At 62.7% G+C, this 20,943-nt stretch carries 23 protein-coding genes; 15 read left to right on the forward strand and 8 right to left on the reverse strand.

From position 1 onward, the window contains the following. Positions 1 to 194 precede the first annotated feature (194 nt). A complete protein-coding gene (locus M2299_RS03135) occupies positions 195 to 476 on the forward strand; it encodes a hypothetical protein (protein WP_059064492.1) in 282 nt (93 codons plus the stop codon). Between the two features lie 57 nt (positions 477 to 533). On the opposite strand, the gene M2299_RS03140 is transcribed toward M2299_RS03135, so the two are convergent. Both M2299_RS03140 and M2299_RS03145 read right to left on the reverse strand, forming a co-directional pair. Then, positions 534 to 2,675: a TonB-dependent receptor gene (locus M2299_RS03140; protein WP_280883857.1), complete on the reverse strand. Its 2,142-nt coding sequence runs from the start codon at positions 2,673 to 2,675 to the stop codon at positions 534 to 536. Between the two features lie 73 nt (positions 2,676 to 2,748). Next, entirely contained in the window at positions 2,749 to 3,393 is a 645-nt protein-coding gene (locus M2299_RS03145; RefSeq protein WP_099784633.1) for a TetR/AcrR family transcriptional regulator, read from the reverse strand. A gap of 82 nt (positions 3,394 to 3,475) precedes the next feature. On the opposite strand from M2299_RS03145, the gene M2299_RS03150 reads away from it, so the two are divergent. After that, the gene (locus tag M2299_RS03150) at positions 3,476 to 5,011 is read left to right on the forward strand and encodes an FAD-dependent monooxygenase (protein ID WP_280883858.1); all 1,536 of its coding nucleotides are present in this window, start codon (positions 3,476 to 3,478) and stop codon (positions 5,009 to 5,011) included. Positions 5,012 to 5,058: 47 nt separating this feature from the next. Here M2299_RS03150 and M2299_RS03155 read toward each other — a convergent pair whose 3' ends face one another. The 4 genes from M2299_RS03155 to M2299_RS03170 all read right to left on the reverse strand — a co-directional run bounded on the left by M2299_RS03155 (position 5,059) and on the right by M2299_RS03170 (position 6,284). Further along, entirely contained in the window at positions 5,059 to 5,307 is a 249-nt protein-coding gene (locus tag M2299_RS03155) for a hypothetical protein (protein WP_263929228.1), read from the reverse strand. Positions 5,308 to 5,435: 128 nt separating this feature from the next. Further along, positions 5,436 to 5,705, reverse strand: a complete 270-nt coding sequence (locus M2299_RS03160; RefSeq protein WP_025878728.1) for a hypothetical protein — start codon at positions 5,703 to 5,705, stop codon at positions 5,436 to 5,438. A gap of 144 nt (positions 5,706 to 5,849) precedes the next feature. Then, positions 5,850 to 6,026, reverse strand: coding sequence for a hypothetical protein (locus tag M2299_RS03165; RefSeq protein WP_165780900.1), 177 nt, complete (start codon positions 6,024 to 6,026; stop codon positions 5,850 to 5,852). Positions 6,027 to 6,035: 9 nt separating this feature from the next. After that, entirely contained in the window at positions 6,036 to 6,284 is a 249-nt protein-coding gene (locus tag M2299_RS03170) for a hypothetical protein (RefSeq protein ID WP_025878727.1), read from the reverse strand. Between the two features lie 177 nt (positions 6,285 to 6,461). On the opposite strand from M2299_RS03170, the gene M2299_RS03175 reads away from it, so the two are divergent. Continuing rightward, the gene (locus M2299_RS03175; RefSeq protein WP_032976222.1) at positions 6,462 to 6,749 is read left to right on the forward strand and encodes a barstar family protein; all 288 of its coding nucleotides are present in this window, start codon (positions 6,462 to 6,464) and stop codon (positions 6,747 to 6,749) included. 91 nt (positions 6,750 to 6,840) lie between these two features. On the opposite strand, the gene M2299_RS03180 is transcribed toward M2299_RS03175, so the two are convergent. Both M2299_RS03180 and M2299_RS03185 read right to left on the reverse strand, forming a co-directional pair. Then, the gene (locus tag M2299_RS03180; protein ID WP_099784627.1) at positions 6,841 to 8,049 is read right to left on the reverse strand and encodes an MFS transporter; all 1,209 of its coding nucleotides are present in this window, start codon (positions 8,047 to 8,049) and stop codon (positions 6,841 to 6,843) included. A gap of 78 nt (positions 8,050 to 8,127) precedes the next feature. Continuing rightward, positions 8,128 to 8,580: a phosphohydrolase gene (locus tag M2299_RS03185; RefSeq protein ID WP_099784625.1), complete on the reverse strand. Its 453-nt coding sequence runs from the start codon at positions 8,578 to 8,580 to the stop codon at positions 8,128 to 8,130. A gap of 122 nt (positions 8,581 to 8,702) precedes the next feature. On the opposite strand from M2299_RS03185, the gene M2299_RS03190 reads away from it, so the two are divergent. From M2299_RS03190 to M2299_RS03245, 12 genes are all read left to right on the forward strand, one after another. Next, a complete protein-coding gene (locus tag M2299_RS03190) occupies positions 8,703 to 8,960 on the forward strand; it encodes a hypothetical protein (protein WP_025878723.1) in 258 nt (85 codons plus the stop codon). Between the two features lie 36 nt (positions 8,961 to 8,996). After that, entirely contained in the window at positions 8,997 to 10,676 is a 1,680-nt protein-coding gene (locus M2299_RS03195; protein WP_032976218.1) for a type IV secretory system conjugative DNA transfer family protein, read from the forward strand. 416 nt (positions 10,677 to 11,092) lie between these two features. Further along, positions 11,093 to 11,539 (forward strand): hypothetical protein, encoded by a 447-nt coding sequence (locus M2299_RS03200; RefSeq protein ID WP_025878721.1) that lies wholly within the window; start codon positions 11,093 to 11,095, stop codon positions 11,537 to 11,539. An 89-nt stretch (positions 11,540 to 11,628) separates the two neighbouring features. Further along, positions 11,629 to 12,717, forward strand: a complete 1,089-nt coding sequence (locus tag M2299_RS03205) for a type IV secretion system protein (RefSeq protein WP_140227289.1) — start codon at positions 11,629 to 11,631, stop codon at positions 12,715 to 12,717. Then, positions 12,714 to 13,493 carry a TrbG/VirB9 family P-type conjugative transfer protein gene (locus M2299_RS03210; protein WP_280883859.1) on the forward strand — a complete coding sequence of 260 codons (780 nt, stop codon included), beginning with the start codon at positions 12,714 to 12,716 and terminating at the stop codon, positions 13,491 to 13,493. Before M2299_RS03205 ends, M2299_RS03210 begins: the two co-directional genes overlap by 4 nt. Further along, on the forward strand, positions 13,490 to 14,761 hold the full coding sequence (locus tag M2299_RS03215; protein WP_134832752.1) for a TrbI/VirB10 family protein: 1,272 nt from the start codon (positions 13,490 to 13,492) through the stop codon (positions 14,759 to 14,761). The genes M2299_RS03210 and M2299_RS03215 overlap by 4 nt, the downstream gene beginning before the upstream one ends. Positions 14,762 to 14,772: 11 nt before the next feature. After that, entirely contained in the window at positions 14,773 to 15,816 is a 1,044-nt protein-coding gene (gene virB11, locus M2299_RS03220; protein ID WP_100436501.1) for a P-type DNA transfer ATPase VirB11, read from the forward strand. Between the two features lie 3 nt (positions 15,817 to 15,819). Further along, complete coding sequence (locus M2299_RS03225) at positions 15,820 to 16,776, forward strand: lytic transglycosylase domain-containing protein (RefSeq protein ID WP_280883860.1); 957 nt, start codon at positions 15,820 to 15,822, stop codon at positions 16,774 to 16,776. A gap of 73 nt (positions 16,777 to 16,849) precedes the next feature. After that, positions 16,850 to 17,254: a TrbC/VirB2 family protein gene (locus M2299_RS03230; RefSeq protein WP_140227287.1), complete on the forward strand. Its 405-nt coding sequence runs from the start codon at positions 16,850 to 16,852 to the stop codon at positions 17,252 to 17,254. Continuing rightward, positions 17,247 to 17,555 carry a VirB3 family type IV secretion system protein gene (locus tag M2299_RS03235; RefSeq protein WP_025878714.1) on the forward strand — a complete coding sequence of 103 codons (309 nt, stop codon included), beginning with the start codon at positions 17,247 to 17,249 and terminating at the stop codon, positions 17,553 to 17,555. Before M2299_RS03230 ends, M2299_RS03235 begins: the two co-directional genes overlap by 8 nt. Positions 17,556 to 17,630: 75 nt before the next feature. Beyond that, a complete protein-coding gene (locus M2299_RS03240; RefSeq protein WP_100436499.1) occupies positions 17,631 to 20,075 on the forward strand; it encodes a VirB4 family type IV secretion/conjugal transfer ATPase in 2,445 nt (814 codons plus the stop codon). Next, positions 20,072 to 20,896: a hypothetical protein gene (locus M2299_RS03245; RefSeq protein ID WP_025878712.1), complete on the forward strand. Its 825-nt coding sequence runs from the start codon at positions 20,072 to 20,074 to the stop codon at positions 20,894 to 20,896. The genes M2299_RS03240 and M2299_RS03245 overlap by 4 nt, the downstream gene beginning before the upstream one ends. Positions 20,897 to 20,943: the final 47 nt, after the last annotated feature.

Here is a 20,943-nt window from a genome sequence, read left to right on the forward strand (position 1 = left end):
GGTGGGGCCGCAGAAGGGCGGTTCGGCACGCGCCGGCACCGTATTACAGGAACATTGCGTGAACATGGCGTGCCTGCACAGCCGCCGGGAGGTCATGCAGGGATGCGATGACGCCGCGGGGACGGCGCAAGGTTCACGCAATCCAGGCGCTCCAGCCTTGGCGCCCATTCGCAGTTCCCATCCCTGGAGTCACCATGAAGTTGTTCGTTCCGCTGCTGTTGCTCGCCACGCTGACCGGCTGCACCACCGCCAAGATGACCGTCACCCCGGATGGCCGCCGCGGCGTTTCCATCGACTGCAGCGGCTCCAGTTCCTGGAGCGGTTGCTACGAGAAGGCCGGGCAGATGTGCCCTGGCGGCTACGTGGTCTTCAGCAAGGATGGCGATGAGGGCAATGCCATCGCGGTCGGCAACAAGAACGGCTTCACCTCCACCCAGATGGCCACCCGCTCGATGCTGGTGTCCTGCTCGGGCTGACGCCGGTCGGGGAGGTGGCCATTCCACCTCCCTGAGGCGTTGCTCAATAGCGCTGGCCTAGAAGCTGTAACCGGCCTGCACATACACCCGACGCGGCTCGCCCGGGAAATGGCCGTTGCGCTCGATGAATCCGCTGGCGGCATACACCTTGTCGAACAGGTTCTTGACGTTGGCCTGGAACTGCCACTGCTTCCACGTGGTTTTCCAGCTCATGTCGAACACGGTGTACGGCTTCACGGGCTGGCCATCCAGGCTGATGCGCTCATCCACGTAGTCGGCACCGAAGCCAATGGCCGAGTTGATCGCCGGCAGGTCGTAGCGCGTCCACAGGCCCAGCTTGTTGCGCGGTGCATTGGCGAAGCGATCGCCGGAGGCATTGGTGATGCCATTGGGGCCCGCGTCCTTCACCCGCGCGTCGTTGTAGGCGTAGGTCAGGTTCAGCACCCAGCGCTCGGTCACGTCGGCCAACAGATCCATCTCCATGCCGGTGCTGCGCACCAGGCCCAGCGCCGCCAGTTGGTTCACACCATTGATGACCTCGCCAGTGGCCTGCACGATGTTGCTGCGGTCGATACGGTAGGCCGCCAGGTTCAGGCTCAGGCGCTCGGCAAGCAGCGATTTCATGCCCACTTCCCACTGCCTGCTGCGCTCGGCATCGAACGGGCCGCCTGCGGCGGAATTCTGGTTGGCCGCCGACTGCGGCACGAAGCCGCTGGCCACGTTGGCATACAGGTTCAGTCCATCGCGAACGGTGAACGTACTGCCCAGGCGCCAGCTGATGTCGTTGCCATCCACGCTGCTGCCGGCAAGGCGGTCGTCGTCCTTGAAACCGTCCCAGCGCAGGCCGGCCAGCACGTGCCAGCGCGGGGTCAGGGCCAGCTCGTCCTGCAGGTAACCGCCATAACGCCTGCTGCGCGTGCTGGTGCTGCGCCAGGGCAGGGAGGACAGGTTGTAATCGTGCCAGGTGCTGGCGCCATACACCGGATTGAACAGGTCGATGCCACGCACCGGGCCGGCGCCGCGCGCGAGGTCGGCGCTGTTTGCGGTCTGCGCGGTGAAGTCCGCATCCAGCTGGTACACGTCCGCACCGAACAGCACCTTGTGGTCCACCGGACCGGTGCTTACCCGCCACACCGCATTGGCGTTGGCGGTGAACGCCTCGTTGTCGCGGATCTGGTTGCGCAGCTGCCGGGTCATCCATTCGGCCACACCATCGCGGTCGCGGTCGATCAGGCCCATCGGCTCGTGGTACATCTGGTGTTCGTTGTTGCTGAACCAGCGCGCGGCAATATCCACGTCCAGGTTGTCGCGCGGCGCGAAACGGTACTGTGCCAGCGCCACCTTGGCCCGCATGTCCAGGAAGTCGCTGGCCTCGTTGTGGTTCCAGCGGCGGTCGGTCAGGAAATTGCCCCTGTCATCGACCGGAACACCGCGCAGGCGATTGCCGCCCAGGTTCTGGGCAATGTCGGTGAACTGCAGCACCAGCTCGCCGGTGTCGCCCACGTCGAAGGCCAGCGAGGCATCGCCGATCACGCTTTCACTGTCGGTGTTCCAGCGCACGCCCTGCTCGTTGTCGCCATACAGGCCGGCGCGGTAGCGCACCGTGCCGGCTGCATTCAAGGGCCCGGTACCTTCGATCGAGCCGGCGCGGAAATCCTTGTTTCCCATCTGCAGTTCAACGCGGCGTTCGGCAGTGGCTTTCGGCTTGCGGGTCACATAGTTGATGACGCCACCAGCGTCGCCGCCCCCGTACAGCGCGCCGGCCGGTCCCTTCAGCACCTCCACCCGCTCGATGTTGAACAACTGCGGTACCGAGAATCCCGCATAGGGGTCGCCCCGCAGGCCGTCATACAGCACGTTCTCCTGGCGGAAGCCACGTAGGGTCACCCCGGCATAGCTGAAGTAGCTGATGCCGCTGATGCTGCGATAGAGATCGGTCACCTGGCGTGCAGCCTGGTCGTCGATCAGCTCGCGCGGCAGTACCTGGATGGACTGCGGCACCAGTTCCAGCGGTGTATCGGTGCGGGTGCCGACAGCCGCGTCATCCACCCGGTACAACGTCTGTGCGCGGCCACGCACCTCCACCTTGTCCAGCTCCTGAACGCGGCTGGGCGGGGCGTCGGCGGCGTATCCGGGGGTGGCAAAAGGCAGTGTCGTCGCCAGGCACAGAATGCTGCGGCGGGGCAGGAAGTGGGGCATGGGCGTATCAGGCTTGTATGCAAATGAGAAAGATTAGCATTTGCAATGAGCGGGTGCCCATCCCCCGATTGCGTCATGGACGCGCGGACGGATCCGTATACGGCGTACCGGCCAATGCCACCAGCGTCCCCGTCGCGCCGCGCACGATCAGCGGCACCATCGCCTGCCGCGGATCGCCGCCGAACGACAGGGCGCGCAGCCCCTGTTCGTAGGCGGCCACCATCGACGCCATCAGCATCGAGGCGCCCAGTCGTGCGTCGGCGTCGCCGACGGGTCGCCCCGCTGACTCAGCCATCAACTGCGCCAGGTCATCGGTCAGCAGCGCCTGCAGCTGCCGCGCATGGGCCACCAGTACGGCGCTTTGGGCCACGGTTTTCCAGAACGACGCCGCACCGGCGTTGATCCGCAGCAGCGGATGGCCGGTGTCCAGCAGTTCCCGCACCAGTCCTTGGAAGGCGGCCAGCGGCGTCATCGACGTGCGCGCGGCCATGCCCTCGCGCAGCAGCTGGCGCGCTTCCTCGTCACGGTCGAACACCAGCTGTTCCTTGCTGGCGAAGTAGTTGAACACCGTCTTGCGCGAAACCCCGGCGGCGTCGGCGATCTCGGTCATAGACACCGCCTCGAAGCCGCGCTCGATGATCAGCCGGGTGGCGACGTCGGAAATCGCCTGTCGGGTCTCGGCTTTGCGCTGCTCACGGCGACCGGGTGGCGGGGGCATCGGCGGGTCACTTGTAGAAAAGTACACCGAGTGTAACATTGAAGCCGCCAGAGCATCGACCCGGTGCTCACGAGGATTTCCAATGCGGTACGACGTCGTCATTGCCGGGGCTGGCCCGGTGGGACTGCTGCTGGCCTGTGAACTGTGTCAGGCAGGAAGCGCGGTGCTGGTACTGGAGCAGGCGGCCTCGCCGGATTCGCCGCTCAAGCGCCTGCCGTTCGGGCTGCGCGGTTTGAATGCCCCGACGCTGGAGGCGCTCGACCGGCGCGGTCTGCTGGACGCGGTGGCAGCCGGCCAGGTGCTGAAGCCGGAGAAGGGCCCGCCGCTGCCGGGAACGGCGCACTGGCTCTCGCAGCCACGCAAGCTGGGTGGTCACTTCGCGGGTATTCCGTTTGCACTGGACAATGTCGACAGCGGTCGCTGGCCGTGGCGCCTGCGCAGCCCGGTCGGCACGCAGATGGCGGTGGAACTGCAGGCGCTGGAGGCCGTGCTGGCCGAGCGCGCGCAGGCGCTGGGCGCAGTGATCCTGCGTGGTGCGGGCGTGCAGAGCGTGCAGATGGGGGCCGACGAGGTCCAGGTCGAGGCGGGCGGACAGGCCTTCCGCGGGCGCTGGCTGGTCGGCTGCGATGGAGGCCGCAGCACCGTGCGCAAGCAGTGCGGTTTCAGCTTTGCCGGCACCGACCCGGAGTTCACCGGCCACTCGCTCAGTGTTGAACTGGAAGATCCGACGGCACTCAGCCCGGGGCGTCACACCACCGCGCAGGGCATGTGCAACTTCAATCCGCCGGGCACGATCGCCCTGGCCGACTTCGACGGCGGCGCGGGCCACCGCCAGCCACTTGATCGCGAATCGGCACAGGCGCTGCTGCGCCGCATCTCCGGCCGCGAAGCAACGATCACCGCACTGCATCTGGCCACCACCTGGACCGACGGCGCACGGCAGGCCACCGCCTATCGTCGTGGCCGCGTGCTGCTGGCCGGCGATGCCGCACATGTGCATTCGCCGCTGGGTGGGCAGGGTCTGAATCTGGGCCTGGGCGATGCGATGAACCTTGGCTGGAAGCTCGCCGCCGTCGTGCGCGGCGAGGCAGCTGATGCGCTGTTGGATACCTATCAGGCCGAACGCCATCCGATCGGCGCGCGCGTGCTGGAGTGGTCGCGCGCGCAGGTCGCACTGATGCGCCCCAGCGCAGGCTCGCGTGCACTGGCTGCCATCGTCGCCGATCTGGCAGAAACACGTGATGGCGCCACCTATCTCGCCGAGCGCGTGTGGGGTGTGGGCCAGCAGCTGGACCTCGGCCATACCCATCCGCTGGTGGGCCGCAGCACGCCGGATTTCCTGCTGGTCGATGGTCGCCGCATGGGTGAACTACTGCGGGCAGGGCAGGCGGTGCTGCTGGTGTTCGATGCTGCTGCCTCGTTGTGCGAGGAGGTTGATGTCGAACGGGCCGGCATCCTGTCCATCGCGCAGCCCGCTATCGATTCGCTGGGCCTGTCGGCGCTGCTGGTTCGTCCGGACGGCATTGTCGCCTGGGCCAGTGATGGCGCCGAAGTGGCAGGACTGGCGCGGGCGGTACAGGAATGGACGGGCTCAGCTGGCAGGGAAGCGATTGCCTGAGTTCCGGCGCAGCCCGCGCAGCCCGCGCAGGGCTGCGCCGCCATCTTTCAGAGATCCTTCTTCTTGCCGCTCAGGTCCAGCGGCTGGTCACTGCCTTTGCGCTCGCTCGACCAGACCTCAACGCTCTTGCTGCATCGGCTTTCGCGGGCGGCAACCTCAGGCGGCAGGTCCCTCACATGCGGCGACTCCTGGCAGGCTGCGTGCATGGCCGAATCGTCATAGGTGGCACAGGCGCTGATGGAAGCGAGAGCAAGGACACAGAGAGCGGAGCGGAGCAGGGGCTGCAGCAGGCGCATGGGGGGAATCTCAAAAGGGCCGGTCTGGCCATCGAATTCAATCCGTGACTTGGCTCACGCGCAATCCGACTGGCAGCACTTGTTATTGAATAACAATTGTGGGAGTGCTTGAGGCCGCTGACTGCCTATCAGGCGATGCAGATCAGGAACACCGTCGACAGCGCGAGCATCAGCACGAACACGCGCCGGCTCAAGGCCAGGCAGGTCAGGCAGGCCGCCAACGCCCAAGCCGCCAGCAGTGCACATCCCAGCAGCCACAGCCCGACCGTCATCATCGAGCCTGCCGCTGCGGCAGACAGCGCAAAGACCTTGAACAGCGCCACGCCCAGGACGCTGCCCAGCGCGCCGGCCCGCAGGGCAATCGCATCGTGGCAGGTGGGGGAAAGCTGGCGGTGCATGAGGGCTGTGTCGCGCTTTGGGAGCTGGCGTGCGCAACTCTGCAGCAAGGCGGATCTACGCCGCGTGTTCGTCGCACCGCCAGCGCGCAAATGCCGTGATGAGCTCACCACGGCATGTGCATGCTGCATGCCAGTGCTGCCCGGTCAGCGCGCCGGTTGGGAGGCCAGCATGTCGCGCCCGTGTGGGGTCAGATCGATATCCGCATCTTCCGCCTGCACGGCCAGGCCTTCCTTCACGGCCCACGTCGCCGCATCGCTTCCCACAGGGCGCGCATCGGCAATGGCGCGCAGGATGGTGAACTGTTCTTCAGTCAACGGCATGGTACGTCCTCATACGCCCAGCAGGGGCGGCAGTTGCCAGTCCGAAAGGCGCGCATTGCTGATGGCCTGATGGCAGCCACAGGCATCACAACGGAACAGCGTACCGCCCGGCAGGTGCAACAGGTTTGCATCCTGGGCGCAGGTGATTTCCGCACAATGACGGCATGACACGGTAAGCGAAATAATGCGCTCCACGTCGCCGGAAATATTGAACGCGGCCTCGAAGGCATGGATGGCGAAGTGGCCGGTGTCCGGCATGGTGTTCTCGGTTGCAGACAGGTGTCTCCATCCTCGTTTTCCCACCGTGATGAGGCTGTCAGGCCAGCGCGGTGGCGAAGTCAACGAGGTCCGCTGCTACGCTTCAGGACTGCGCATGCGGCTGGGATAGCATGCAGGTTGAATTTCCACTCGCCGCTGGCAACGGAGTAGCCCGCAATGGACATCGAACTGGACGGCAACCGCATCCACAGCGAGCGGGCATTCCACGAGACGCTGGCGCTCGCACTGGGTGTCGAGCGCGGTTATGGGAACAATCTCGACGCCCTCTGGGATCTGCTGAGTGCCAGCGTCGAGCGCCCGCTGCAGCTGACCTGGAACGGCCATCAGGTTTCCAGAGAGGCGCTGGGGCCTCGCTTCCAGCAGATCGTCGACGTGCTTGAGCGGGTGCAGCGCCAGGATGAGGCCATGGCACTGGACGAACGCTTCAGCTATTGCCTGCGGTAGGTGCGGTGTGCAGCCGCTGCCAGCGCGGTGCTGCCTGTTGCCTCCAGGGCAACACCGTCGCCTGGGCGACGGCTGACGGACCGTGCGCAGTTCAGCGGCTGCCGGCGATGGCAATCCTGCGCTTCTCCAGCATCACCGACACGCACCACAGCAGCAGGCCGCCGACCGCCGTCGCCGCACCGACGTAACCGGTGGTGGCCGGGCTGAAGCCGGCGCTGATCGCCATGCCGCCCAGCCACGGGCCGAGCGCATTGGCGGTATTGAACGCCGCATGGTTGGAGGCGGCGGCCAGGGTCTGCGCCTCGCCGGCCACGTCCATCAGGCGCGTCTGCAGTACCGCAGCCAGGGCGCCCATCGTACCCACGGTAATGATCATCGGGCCGATGGTCCACACCGATTCGGCGGCCAGCGGGTACAGCAGCAGCATCACGATCGACCACACCAGCACCACTGCAGCGGCCTTGAAGTGGAACTTGTCGACCAGCCAGCCACCAGCAATGTTGCCGATGATCGCGCCGATGCCGAACACGCCCACCGCCAGCGGCATCCACGACTCGGCCACGCCGGTCACCTGCACCAGGGTCGGTGCCAGGTAGGTGAACACGCAGAACATGCCGGCAAAGCCCACCGCGCCGATCGACAGCGCAAGCCATACCTGGGTGGTGTTGAATGCGCGCAGCTCGCGCATCGGCGAGGTCCGCACCTCATCCGGATCGGGCAGCAGGAAGCGCGCGATCATCGCCACCGTGGCGATGGCCAGCACGCTGACCAGGGCGAAGGCGGTGCGCCAGCTCAGCTGCTGGCCCAGCCAGGTGGTCAGCGGATTGCCGATCAGGATCGCCACCGACAGCCCCAACAGCACGCGCGACATTGCTTGGCCGCGCTGCCCGGCCGGGCTGATCGCTGCGGCCACCAGCATCGCCACGCCGAAGTAGGCGCCATGCGGCAGGCCAGCGACGAAGCGCGCCACCAGCATCGTGCCGTAGTTCGGCGCCAACGCGCTGGCCAGATTGCCGACGGCATAGAACCCCATCAGTGCCAGCAGCAGCTTACGGCGCGGGAAGCTGGCGCCGACGAAGGCCAGGATCGGTGCGCCCACCACCACGCCGATGGCGTATGCGCTGATCAGGTGGCCGACCTGCGTCTCGCTGATCGACAGGCCGCGGCTGATCTCCAGCATCAGGCCCATGCTGGCGAATTCACTGGTGCCGATGGCGAAGCCGCCCAACGACAGGGCGAGGATGATCAGGGTGCGCTGGCGCGGCGTCAGCCGAGCGGCCAGGGGGGAGTTGGGGCTCATTCGGGGGCGCAAAGGGGCGGGGGAAGCGCCCCATTGTACTGCTGCACCGCAACAGGCATCAGCCGGGCTGGGGGTAAATCAGTGTTCGATGGGTGGTGCTGCCGGCGTGGCCTGCTGGCCAAGCGCCGCCAAGGCCCGTCGGTATTTGTCACGCAGGCGCTCAGCGGTGGCGGCATCCAGCGATGCCAGCCGCGCTTCATCGGCATTGTCGGCGATGTCGGCCAGCTTGACCTTCAGTGCCAGCGGATCCGCCGAAATTCGTGCGTAGTACGTGTTGGCATCCGCCGCAGACGTCCGGCTCAGCAGCCGGACCGCGTCCTGCAACGGGGCGGGAAAGGCCTGCACCTGCCCAGCGAAGGCCGGGCAGTCCTCGATCACATCATGCAGCCAGGCCACCGCCTCGGCTTCATCATCGCCGCGCACGGCAGCGGCCACCCGGCCAACGTGGCCGATGTAGGGGTGTCCCGCCTTGTCGACCTGGCCGGCATGGGCCTCCAGCGCCAGCGTGCGTGCACGTGCTACCCAGTCCATTGCGATCTCCCCGGTGCAAGCGTGTATTGTCGTACGGACTGTCTGCATGCCGCCACCACGGCCGTGCAGGCATCATCGGACGCTGCAGGAATGGCATCTGGATTCCATCAGGGAGATGAGACATGCAGGAATACACCCATCAGCTGGAACTACGCGGCCGCTTCCGTCTGGTAGCGGTGACCCACGAGCCGGTGTACGCTCCCGGCGATGTGGTCGGCCATGCGGTCATCGTCGACGGTGGGGAACGTCTGACCGACCTGATGTCGTTGGCCGATGCGCGCCGGTACCTAGAGGAACTGGTGCGGGAAGAGGGCGTGGAGCCCGGGCTGGAGAATGAAGTCAACCTGCGGAGGAAGGCGTCGCAGCGACGCCGCCGCTAAGCCGTCGCGCCCTCGGGCGCATCATGGAGGATTAGGGTGTTGTCCAGTAAGAAGTATCTGCTCATCGCCATCATCACGCTGGCGACCCTGCTGCTTGGGTTCGTGCTTTCCGGTTACCTGACGCTGCTGCTGCTTGGTCTGGATACCAAGCTGCTCACCTGGAATACCTATTACCAGTATTTCCACGCCCTCGGCCAGCCGCAGGTTGCCCCGTTCGTGGGCAAGATCAAATGGGCCGGCTACCTCGGCTTCGGCCTGCCGCTGCTGGTGCTGGCCATTGTCGGCCTGGTCGTGCTGCTGAAGAAGGACAAGCGCTCGCTGCATGGTGATGCGCGCTTTGCCACCGGCGCCGATCTGGCCAAGCACGGCATGTTCAAGAAGAGCGGCCAGAGCATCGTGGTCGGCAGCCATGGCGGCAAGCTGGTGCGGCTGGACGGCCAGCAATTCGTGATCCTGGCGGCCCCGACCCGTTCGGGCAAGGGCGTCGGCGTGGTCATCCCGAACCTGCTGGAGTACGGCGAATCGCTGGTGGTGCTGGACATCAAGCAGGAAAACTTCGACCTGACCAGTGGTTGGCGCGCCAGCCAGGGGCAGGAGATCTACCTGTTCAACCCCTTCGCCGAAGATCGCCGCACCCATCGCTGGAACCCGCTCAGCTATGTCTCCGACGACCCGGCGTTCCGTGTCTCGGACCTGATGAGCATCGGCGCGATGCTGTATCCCGATGGCTCGGAAGACCAGAAGTTCTGGATCAGCCAGGCGCGCAATGCCTTCATTGCCTTCACCCTGTACCTGTTCGAGAACTGGGATGACGAGCGCAGCAGCGGCTTCCCGGGCGGGCAGGGCACGCCGACCCTGGGCGCGGTGTACCGCCTGTCCTCCGGCGATGGCAGCGACCTGAAGAAGTTCCTCAAGGGCCTGTCCGAGCGCCCATTCCTGAGCAGCAACGCGCGCTCGGCGTTTGCCAACATGCTGTCCCAGGCCGACGAGACCTTCGCCTCGATCCTGGGTACCTTCAAGGAACCGCTGAACCCCTGGATCAACCCGGTCCTGGACAAGGCCACCAGCACCAACGACTTCCTGCTCACCGACGTGCGCAAGAAGAAGATGACCATCTACATCGGCATCCAGCCCAACAAGCTGGCCGAAAGCCGATTGATCATCAACCTGTTCTTCAGCCAGCTGATCAACCTCAACACCAAGGAACTGCCCAAGTCCAATCCGGACCTGAAGTACCAGTGCCTGCTGTTGATGGACGAATTCACCTCGATCGGCAAGGTCGAAATCATCGCCTCGGCGGTGTCCTACATGGCCGGTTACAACGTGCGCCTGCTGCCCATCATCCAGAGCATGTCGCAGCTGGATGCCACCTATGGCCGCGAAGTCTCGCGCACGATCATCACCAACCACGCGCTGCAGATCCTGTACGCCCCGCGCGAGCAGCAGGACGCCAACGACTATTCGGACATGCTGGGTTACACCACCATCCGCAAGAAGAACGTCACCCACGCGCGCGAAAAGACCCACAGCTTCACCGAGGAGCGTCGCGCGCTGATGCTGCCGCAGGAACTGAAGGCGATGGGGCCGGACAAGGAAGTGTTCCTGTACGAAGGCATCCCGCATCCGGTCAAGTGCGACAAGATTCGCTATTACAAGGACCGCTATTTCACGTCACGTCTACTGCCAAAGGTTGACGTGCCTATGCTTGATGTCTAAGTTGCAGACTTGAAAGTGTGATGGGTGCACGCATTCATTGATGTGAATTAGTGAGACGCGTCAAAGAAACGCCATACGTTGGTCAAAATTCAGATTTGTCTGACATCGAATTGACGCGTAGTTGTGCGACTCTATGCGTGGCTTGCGAATCTGTGTGATTCGTCATGCTTTCAGAGTGGCCAGGAGTTTCAGCCATGGGAACAGGGATGGTTCCGACGTTGGTGAGGGTGCGTGAGAGGGGCCTCGGATGAGGTTGCTTCACGCGACTTGGTTGGCAGCTTTCGAGCTGCAGGGGAACCGTGCCCATGTGCTGTTAAGCAGTGCATTCGTTACGTTTTCGGCGTGCATCGCGCAGTGCCGGACGACCAAGGGACCAACATCGGGACTGCTTTTTCGTACGTCAAAGTGAAGCCCGTATGAATCAGGCGTTTATTGCAAAAATGTCCATCGCCGCAGTGGCGGCGTTGATGGTGGCAGGTTGTGCTACCAAGCCCGCACCCGACTTTGGAGGGCGTTGGAAGCCGGTCAACCGTTTCGCGACGGCTCCGACCGAGATTCCGCTGTACTCCAGCTACGTCTATCAGGCGTCGCCGATGGATCGCACGCTGAAGGCCATGCTCGAGCGCTGGGCCAAGGATTCCGGCCGCACGCTGGACTATCGCCTCAGTTCGGATTTCACCCTGTATGGCGCGGTGTCGGAGATCGACACCACCAACGCACAGCAGGCCGTGATCGATCTCACGGCGGCCTATGCGGCGCAGGGCGTTTCCGTCTCCATCGTCGGCAACCAGATCGTCGTGCAGAGCGCTGGATCGACGCCGACCGCGTCGGCCCAGGATCCTGAAGCCAGCAGCGGCAGCTGAGACCGCGTCGAAATCATCGAACGTGCCGCACCCCGCGCCTGGCGCAGGGGCGTCGCGCCCATTGATGTTTCAGCAGTACGGAAGAACCCATGTTCCGCAAGAAGGATGCAGGCAACAGCCCCAAGGTCGAGCAGTCGGTCGCCAAGGCAGTCAGCTACGAGATCACCGTGGCCGACATGGCCCGGCGCAGCGAGCGTCGTGCCTGGTGGGTCGCCACCGGTTCGTTGCTGATGTCGCTGGCGCTGGCCGGTGGCTACTACTACATGTTGCCGTTGAAGGAGAAGGTGCCGTTCCTGGTGATGGCTGATGCCTATACGGGTACGGCGACGGTTGCGCGCTTGACCGGCAATTTCGAAGGGCAGTCGATCACCGCGAGCGATGCGATCAATCGCAGCAACGTAGCCCAGTACGTCATGGCGCGCGAATCCTACGATTTCGCTGTCATGGGCCTGCGCGACTGGGCGCTGGTGCACGTCATGTCCGACACGCGCACCAGTGCCGCCATCCGTGCCTTCTATTCCCCGAACAACCCACAGAGCCCGGTGACCCTGTATGGCAAGGATCGTGCCATCCGGGTGAAGATTCTCAGCATTACGCCGTTGGAGGCTCAGGTTAACGGTGGTTTCCGCGGGGCCTCGGTACGAATCCAGCGCAGCGTCTACGACAAGAACAAGGCGACGACGTCCTACCTGGACAATCAGTTGATCACGTTGCGGTTCCGCTATGACTCGAATCTGGCGCTGAACGAGCAGCAGCGCATTCTCAATCCTTTGGGCATGCAGGTCTTCGAGTATCGCCGCGACAATGATTACTCGCGCGGTGTGCCGGGTCCGGATGATGCGCAGTTGCAGCAGCAGGCAGAACAGCAGGCCACGCAAGCACAACAAGGCGTGTATGACCCGAACAACCCGGCAGCGGCCACCATGATCGACCCGGCAACGGGGCAGCCGCTCGCCGTGCCGGGCGATGTCCAGATCACCCCGCCGATGTCCGGCCAGTCGATGCAGGGACAGCCTATGCAAGGACAGCCCGTGCAGGGGCAGCCCGTGCAGGGGCAGCCGATGCAGCAGCCGATGCAGGGCCAAGCCGCGCCAGGGCAGACCATGCCCGGTCAACCGGCCATGAGGCCGGTACAGAACAATTCCACCGGAAATGCTGATGGAGCAAGCAACCGATGAGTAGTCGAAAAGTCAGGGGGAGCGCATTGGCGCTGCTGTCGTTGTTGTCGCTGGTGTTCTCCACCGCGGCGATGGCGCAGGCGGTAGACCATTACGAGTATGAGAAGGATCGCATCTATCCGGTTCGCACCGGCCTGGGTCTCACTACCCAGATCGAGCTGAGCCCGAGCGAGAAGATCCTCGACTACAGCACTGGTTTCAGCAACGGCTGGGAGTTGACCCGCCGCGAGAATGTGTTCTACATCAAGCCGAAGAACGTCGACGTCGATACCAACATGATGGTTCGCACCGAGACTCATTCCTACATCTTCGAATTGAAGGTCGTGGCGACAGACTGGCGTCAGCTCGAGCAGGCCCGTCGCGCCGGCGTGCAGTACAAGATCGCCTTCAGCTATCCCAACGACACCGTGTTCGGTGTTGCCCAGGAGGCCGTTGAGGAAGATGCGCAGCCGCTGTTGAGCACTGAAATGGCCAAGGACAGGCAGTACAACTTCAACTACTCCTATTCGACCAGCAAGGCGAAGAAAATGGGGTGGCTGATTCCGGTCAACGCCTACGACGACGGTCGTTTCACGTACCTGAAACTGCCGAATTCACCTGAATACAAAACCGGCATCTTCCCCGCCGTGTTCGGCCGTGAAAAGGAATACGGTGAGGACTTCGTCGTCAACACCACTGTCGAAGGCAATACCTTGATCGTCCACGGGACTTACCCGTACCTGGTCATCCGCCACGGCGACTACGTCGTTGGTCTGCGAAGGAACGTGAAGAAATGAGCCAGCAGAACACTCCCGGAAACGATCCGAACAACGGGCGCGACGAAGGGCATGGCCCCTACGGTGGTCAGGGTCCGGCCGAAACGCCAACGAACCCGTACTTCGGTGCTCAGCAGGCAGAAGCAGCGCCCAATCTCGATGCTGCTGCACCGCAGTTGCGCTCGGCTGAAGAGCAGCGCCTGAACCGCAAGGCGCTGATGTTCCTTGGCGGGATTGTGGTGCTGCTCGTTGCCATGGGCTTCCTGCTGTTCCGCAAGGGTCAGGACGACAAGAGCGCCACGACAGGCAACCGCCAGGAATCCCGTGTTTCCACGCCGGATCTGCCGACGGTTGGGCCGGCTGCCAGCGCGCCGGCGCCCATTGCACCTGCCGATCCGATTCCGATGTTGCCGCCTGCGCCGCAGCCGGATATTCCGATGGTCAGTCTGCAGGACGCCGACCGCGCGCGCTTGCGGCAGAGCGAGGAACCACGTGGGCCATCGCTGCTCGATCGTCGTATCGGCAGCAGCGCCGGATTTAATGCAGGCGATTCTGCTGGCAAGCCGCCAGGACAGGGGGCCGACTACAGTCAGGCAATGATTGCTGCAATGCAGGCGGCCAATCCGCAGGCCCAACAGCAGCAGAAGGTACGCCGCGGCCCGGATGTGGAAGATGTCTCGAATGCCGCGTTCATCCGCAGCCCGGATGCTTTGCTGGTTCGTGGTACTTACCTGCGGTGCGTGTTGGAAACCCGGATCATCACCGACATCGCGGGCTATACCTCCTGCCTGGTGACCGAGCCGGTGTACTCGATCAATGGGCGCAACCTGCTGTTGCCGAAGGGGTCGAAGATCTACGGCGCATACGGTGGTGGCCCGAATGGCAAGCGCGTGGAAGTCATCTGGGACCGAATCACCACCCCCAATGGCATCGACGTGGCCATGTCCAGTCCCGGCGTCGATCAGTTGGGTGGTGCCGGTCATCCGGGCCAGTACAGCGCACATTGGGGAAGTCGCATTGCATCGGCGTTGATGATCAGCCTCATCGCCGATGCCTTCAAGTACGCCGCTGCAGAGCACGGCCCGGAGTCGACCACCGTCGCAAGCAATGGGTTTGCTGTCCGCTCGCCCTATGAAAGTGCTACGGCGCGGACCATGGAGCGATTGGCCAACGAGGCTCTCAGCGAAGGCCGTCGTCAGCCGACCGTAACGATCAACCAAGGCACGATTGTGAATGTCTACGTCGCCAAGGACGTCGACTTCGCCAATGTGCTGAACCCGCGCAGGTAACCCATACGACCATGGACGCCGAAGTGTCACCCCTCGCCCTCGTCTCCAGCGATTTCCTGCGCTATCAGTACGAAGTGCTGGGCATCGCCGAGTACATGAACTCGCCCGATGTAACGGAAATCTGCATCAACCGTCCGGGTGAGCTGTACTTGGAGACGCGGGCAGGGTGGCAACGCATGGACGTGCCGAGTCTGACATTCGAGCGGGCGCGGCAGTTCTGCACCGCTGTGGTCAACGAGAGCAACACGGGCCAGCGCATCACCGATGCCGATCCGGTGGTCTCGCTGACCTTTCCGACCGGCCAGCGTGCGCAGTTCGTGATTCCACCGGCATGTGATGCCGGCAAGGTGTCAATCACGATTCGCCTGCCTTCCAAGCACACCAAATCGCTTACGCAGTACCACGAGGATGGTTTCTTCAACCAGATTCTCGAACAGGATGGCAGCATCAGCGAGCAGGATCGCGAACTGCTGGAACTGCGCCACTCCCGCGAGTACGCGGAGTTCTTCCGGCGAGCGGTCATGTACCGCAAGAATATTGTGGTGTCTGGCGCTACCGGCAGCGGCAAGACCACCTTCATGAAAGCTTTGGTAAACCATATCCCGGACAGCGAGCGTCTGGTCACTATCGAGGACGCGCGCGAGCTGTTCCTGACCCAGCCCAATGTGGTGCATCTGCTGTACTCGAAAGGCGGGCAGAGCGCCAGCAACGTCACGGCCAAGAGCTGCATGGAAGCCTGTCTGCGCATGAAGCCCGAGCGCATCATCCTGGCCGAGCTTCGCGGCGATGAAGCGTTCTACTTCATCCGCAACTGCGCCTCGGGTCACCCCGGTTCGATCACCAGCTGCCACGCCGGCAGCCCGGAGCAGACGTGGGACCAGCTGGCGCTGATGGTGAAAGCGTCGACCGAGGGCTCAGGTCTGGAATTCAACGTCATCAAGCGTCTGTTGATGATGACCATCGATATCGTCGTGCATATCAAGGCGCATGCTGGTGCCCGCTACATCACCGGCATCGATTTCAATCCTGGGCGTGCCCAGGGGCAGGAGGCTTGAGCAATGTTGCCAGGATTGGAAATGATGGCGTGTCCGGAGATGGCCGTCTCGATGGACGTGATGCAGCACGTCATCAATGTTGAGTCCTCGCGCAACCCGTACGCCATTGGCGTAGTTGGCGGCGCACTGGTGCGCCAGCCCAAGGCGCTGGATGAGGCATTGGCCACCGTGCGCATGCTTGAGGAGAAGGGCTACAACTTCTCCGTCGGACTGGCCCAGGTCAATCGCTACAATCTTGGCAAGTATGGTCTGGACTCCTATGAGAAGGCGTTCCAGCAGTGTCCGAACCTGCAGGCCGGCTCCCGCATTCTTGCAGAGTGCTACAAGCGCTCGGGTAAGGACTGGGGCAAGTCCTTCAGTTGCTACTACTCGGGCAACTTTGAAACGGGATTCCGCCACGGCTACGTGCAGAAGGTCTTTGATTCGATGCGCCGTGGGCAGCAGGTCGCAAGCAATGGCGCGCTACCCATCGACGTGGTTGACCGTGGTGAGCGGCGAACCGTCAAGGTGGAGCACCATCCGCAGATCGCTTCCCCCGCTCAAGCCCGCATCGTAGCTCAGGCCGATGGCCCGACGTATGTTCCGTCCAACGATCCAGCGCGAGCGTATACCGTCTATCCCTCTGCGGGCGCGATGGCGCGTGGAAGTCTCGTGAATCTTGCCGATCAGGCGTTGTCGAGGGTTGTTCTGGGCTCTGTGGATCGGATGATGCAGCCGCAGTCGCAGCCAGATGGAAGCTATGCGCAACAAGCGCCGCAGGGCGCTGCGAGGCAGCGCGGGCAACCGATGATGCCGCAGCAGCTGCCTGGCGTCGCTGCCGGTGGTGGCGAGAGCCCGGTGATGTTGCAGCCTTGGGGGCAGCAGGGCGAATCGGCGTCCCCCGACAACATGTACAACGCGCCGGTGCAGTCCATGCCGGCTCAACAGATTCCCCCTGGGGATGCGGCCTTCGTGTTCTGACGAAGTCGTGGTGCGACCAGTCCCCCGGCTGGTCGATTCAGTTGTGTTAGTCCATCAACAAGGAAATCAATCCATGAAGCGTTTCAATCTCGACCTCGTCCAGGCCCAGCGCACGCTGAAGTCCATGCTGATGGCCACCCTCTTCGTCGGCGCAGTATTCGCACCACAGGTGTTTGCGTCGGGCCCGACCGACTTCGGCGGCACCGACGAAAAGGTCTGCGGCTTCTTCAATAACATCAATGGCCTGCTGAACATCGCCTCGATCGCTGTGGTGACGATTGCCGTTATCTTTGCTGGCTACCAGATCGCCTTCGCCCACAAGCGCATCGCCGATGTCGCGCCGATCCTTATCGGTGGCGTGCTGATCGGTGCTGCCGGCCAGATCGCCCGCATGCTGCTGGGTGAGGGCAGTGATGGCAATTGCTCGGGCAGCTCGGCTGCCGTCATCAACAACGTGCTGCAGTACTACAGTGCATAAGAACGTCTTGTTCCGCGGCTGCACTCGCCCTGCGATGTTTCTGGGCGTTCCCTACCTGCCATTCTTCATGGTGGCAGGTGGGTTGCTGCTGTTGAGCGTCTATACCAATTTCTGGTTCCTGCTTGCCATTCCAGTCGCGATTTTCATCATGCGACAGATGGCCAAGCGGGATGAGCTGATTTTCCGCCTGCTGGGCCTGCGTCTACTCTTCAAGTTCAAGGCGCGCAACCTGCAGGACCACGATGGAATGTGGGTGTTCAGCCCGAACCACTACCGGAAGAAAGCCGCCCGCACGGATTGACGGGCATCGGCAGGCGGGTGCCCGCTCCCGCCTGCCACTTTGTAGTTCCCTGGCGCACTTTTTGGAAGCAGTCGCATGTTCTCTCCAGATACCTCCATCAGCGAGTTCGTTCCTCTCTCGTCACACGTGGCACCGAACGTGGTCAAAACCACGGGCGGGGACTATCTGTTGACGTGGTACCTGGAAGGCCTGCCGTTCGTCGGTCGCGAGGAGTGGGAGCTGGAGCACCGGCACAATACCTTCAACCGCCTGTTGCAGACCCTGCGTGCACCAGATTTCGTCAATGTGGCCTTCTGGGTGCACGACATCCGTCGCCGACGCACGCTCAAGGGCAGCAGTCGTTACAACCAGCGCTTCAACCAGGACGTGTCCGATCAGTACATGGGCATGCTGTCATCGCAGCGCATTATGCAGAACGAGCTTTACCTGACGATGATCTATCGTCCAGTCGTGGCCGGTAAGCGCTTCGTCGAAAAGTCGGCCAGCATCGAGAAGCTGCAGGCGGAACAGGATCAGGCGGTGGAAAAGCTCCTTGAGCTGGCCGGCAACGTTGAAGCAGTCATCCGCGATTACGCGCCGTACCGCCTGGGCATGTATGAAGCCAAGAATGGTGTCGTGTTCTCCGAGACGCTGGAGCTGTTCGGCTACCTGATCAACAGGGTCGACGAGCCGGTGCCGGTGCTGTCCGCCCCGGTGAAGGACTATCTTCCGATCAGTCGCCATATGTTTTCGGCGAAAACCGGTGACTTCGTCATCAATACTCCAAATGGTGTCAATCATTTTGGCGCCATCCTCAATATCAAGGAGTATGCAGAGGGTACATACCCCGGCATTCTCAATGGTTTGAAGTATCTGGACTACGAATACGTCATCACTCATTCATTCAGTCCGATGGGGCGACAAGACGCGCTGAAGGTGCTGGATCGCACCAAGGGCATGATGATTTCTTCGGGTGACAAAGCTGTCAGTCAGATCGCCGAGCTTGACTACGCGATGGATCAGCTGTCTTCGGGCAACTTCGTGTTGGGTGAGTATCATTTCATCATGGCCGTGTACGGCGACAGTCAGGCGAAGCTGTCTCAGAACGTCGCCACGACGCGCGCTGAACTGTCCAACGCCGGTTTCGTGTCGACCAAGGAAGATCTGGCTGTCACCTCGTCGTTCTACTCGCAGATTCCGGCCAACTGGCGCTTCCGTACGCGCCTGGCCAACGTCAGCTCGCTGAACTTCCTGGGTCTGTCGCCGCTGCACAATTTCGCCACCGGCAAACAGCACAACAACCCGTGGGGCGATTGCGTTACCACCCTGCAGACCACCAATGGTCAGCCGTACTACTTTAACTTCCATGCGACCCACCCGTCGGAGAATTCGCTGGGCGAGAAGGCGATTGCCAATACCATGGTGATTGGTAAGTCGGGTACCGGTAAGACGGCATTGATCAACTTCCTGCTGAGTCAGGTACAGAAGTACGAGCCGTCGCCGACCATTTTCTTCTTCGACAAGGATCGCGGTGCTGAGATCTTCGTGCGCGCTTGTGGTGGCAACTACTTGGCCCTGGAGAACGGTGCGCCGACAGGCTTCAATCCTTTCCAGTGCGAAAACAACGAAAGCAACGTGCAGTTCCTGGCCGACCTGATCAAGGTGCTGGCCGGCAAGCGCGAGTACAGCGCCCGCGAGGAAGAGGACATCTACCGGGCGGTGGAAAGCATGCTCGACACGCCGATGCACCTGCGCAGCATGACCAATTTCCAGAAGAGCCTGCCCAACATGGGCGACGACGGCCTTTACGCGCGCATGCGCCGCTGGACGTCGGGAAATTCGTTGGGTTGGGTGTTCGACAACCCGGTCGATACCGTGGACCTGAGCAAGGCCAACATCATCGGTTTCGACTACACCGACATCATCGACAACCCAGAAGTGCGAGTGCCGGTCATCAACTACCTGCTGCATCGCTTGGAATCGCTGATCGATGGTCGCCCGCTGATCTACGTGATGGACGAATTCTGGAAGATCCTGGATGGCGAGGGGGGGCTGAAGGAATTCGCCAAGAACAAGCAGAAGACCATCCGTAAGCAGAACGGCCTCGGCATCTTCGCGACGCAGAGCCCGGAGGATGCGCTGAAGAGCGACATCTCCGCAGCGCTGATCGAGCAGACCGCGACGCTGATCCTGTTGCCCAACCCGAACGCCAGCAAGAGCGACTACATGGACGGCCTGAAGCTGACCGAGGCCGAATTCAAAGTGGTCACTGCGCTGGACGAGCGCTCGCGATGCTTCCTGGTCAAACAGGGCCATGCGTCCAGCGTGTGTCAGCTCAACCTGCGGGGCATGGATGACATCCTGTCGGTCATCTCCGCATCGACCGATAACATCGAGGTCATGCATCGCGTCCTGCAGACCGCCGCAGTGCGTGCACGGGTCACCGTCGACGAGCTGACCCCGGACCAGTGGCTGGACACCTTCTACAAGAATCGAAAGGGCTCGGGAAAGCGGGCCGATAAGGACGAGGAGGCGGCATGAAGACCATCACCGATCTGCACAAGGAAAATGCCATGGCAAATGAAACCCGACAGAGCGCGCCGCGTCGCCGGCGCTTGGCGCCGATCTTTGCCGCCATGCTGACCTTGGGTACAACGTTCAGTACCGGCACCCATCAGGCGCAGGCGATGACTGTTTATGACCCTGCGAACTGGATCATGAACTTCCTGCAGGAATACAAGTCCGCTGGCGAGTACCTCACCGAGGCCGGGCGCTGGTCGGAAACCGCCGCGCAGTACATGAAGACGGTGGACAACTGGATCTCCAGGCTGCAGAACTGGTACCAGATCATCGCTTCACCCCTGATGCCGCCCACGCCTGTGCTTACCCGGATTCCCGAGAACTGGAACGTCGCCGAGAAATGCGGAGGCGGTTCGATGGTCAGCCAGGAAGGCCTGATGTCGTTGCTGGGTGTCAGCCCGGGTGGTGACATCGGTGCGCAGCAGCGCTCCATCTGTGCCTATATCCAGGTACTTGAGAACAAGAAGTACAACGAAACCGTCGACGTGGTGACCAAGTCGATGCCCGCCATGGAGCAGATGCTGGGGCAGCTTCGGAACATCCGCAACGCGTTCCGCAACGAGGGTGCCTTGCAGGAGGATATTTCCAACAATACGGCCAGCCAGCTTGCGATGGATAAGGCGTTCAAGGAATGGGAAACCAAGATCAAGGTGTACGACCAGCAGATTGCCGCCCTCCAGGGGCGCCAGCGCAACCTGACCGAGCGCGCACTGAAAGGCGAGAGCAACCCGCTCGGCACCGTGATCAAGGCAGCCGCGCTGAAAGCAGCTCTCTCCAAGTGAACCACGTGCGTAAAGCACTCCAGCAGGGCCCCGATACGGGGCGGGTG

Source organism: Stenotrophomonas sp. 1278 (assembly GCF_029892765.1).
Lineage (GTDB): Bacteria > Pseudomonadota > Gammaproteobacteria > Xanthomonadales > Xanthomonadaceae > Stenotrophomonas > Stenotrophomonas indicatrix.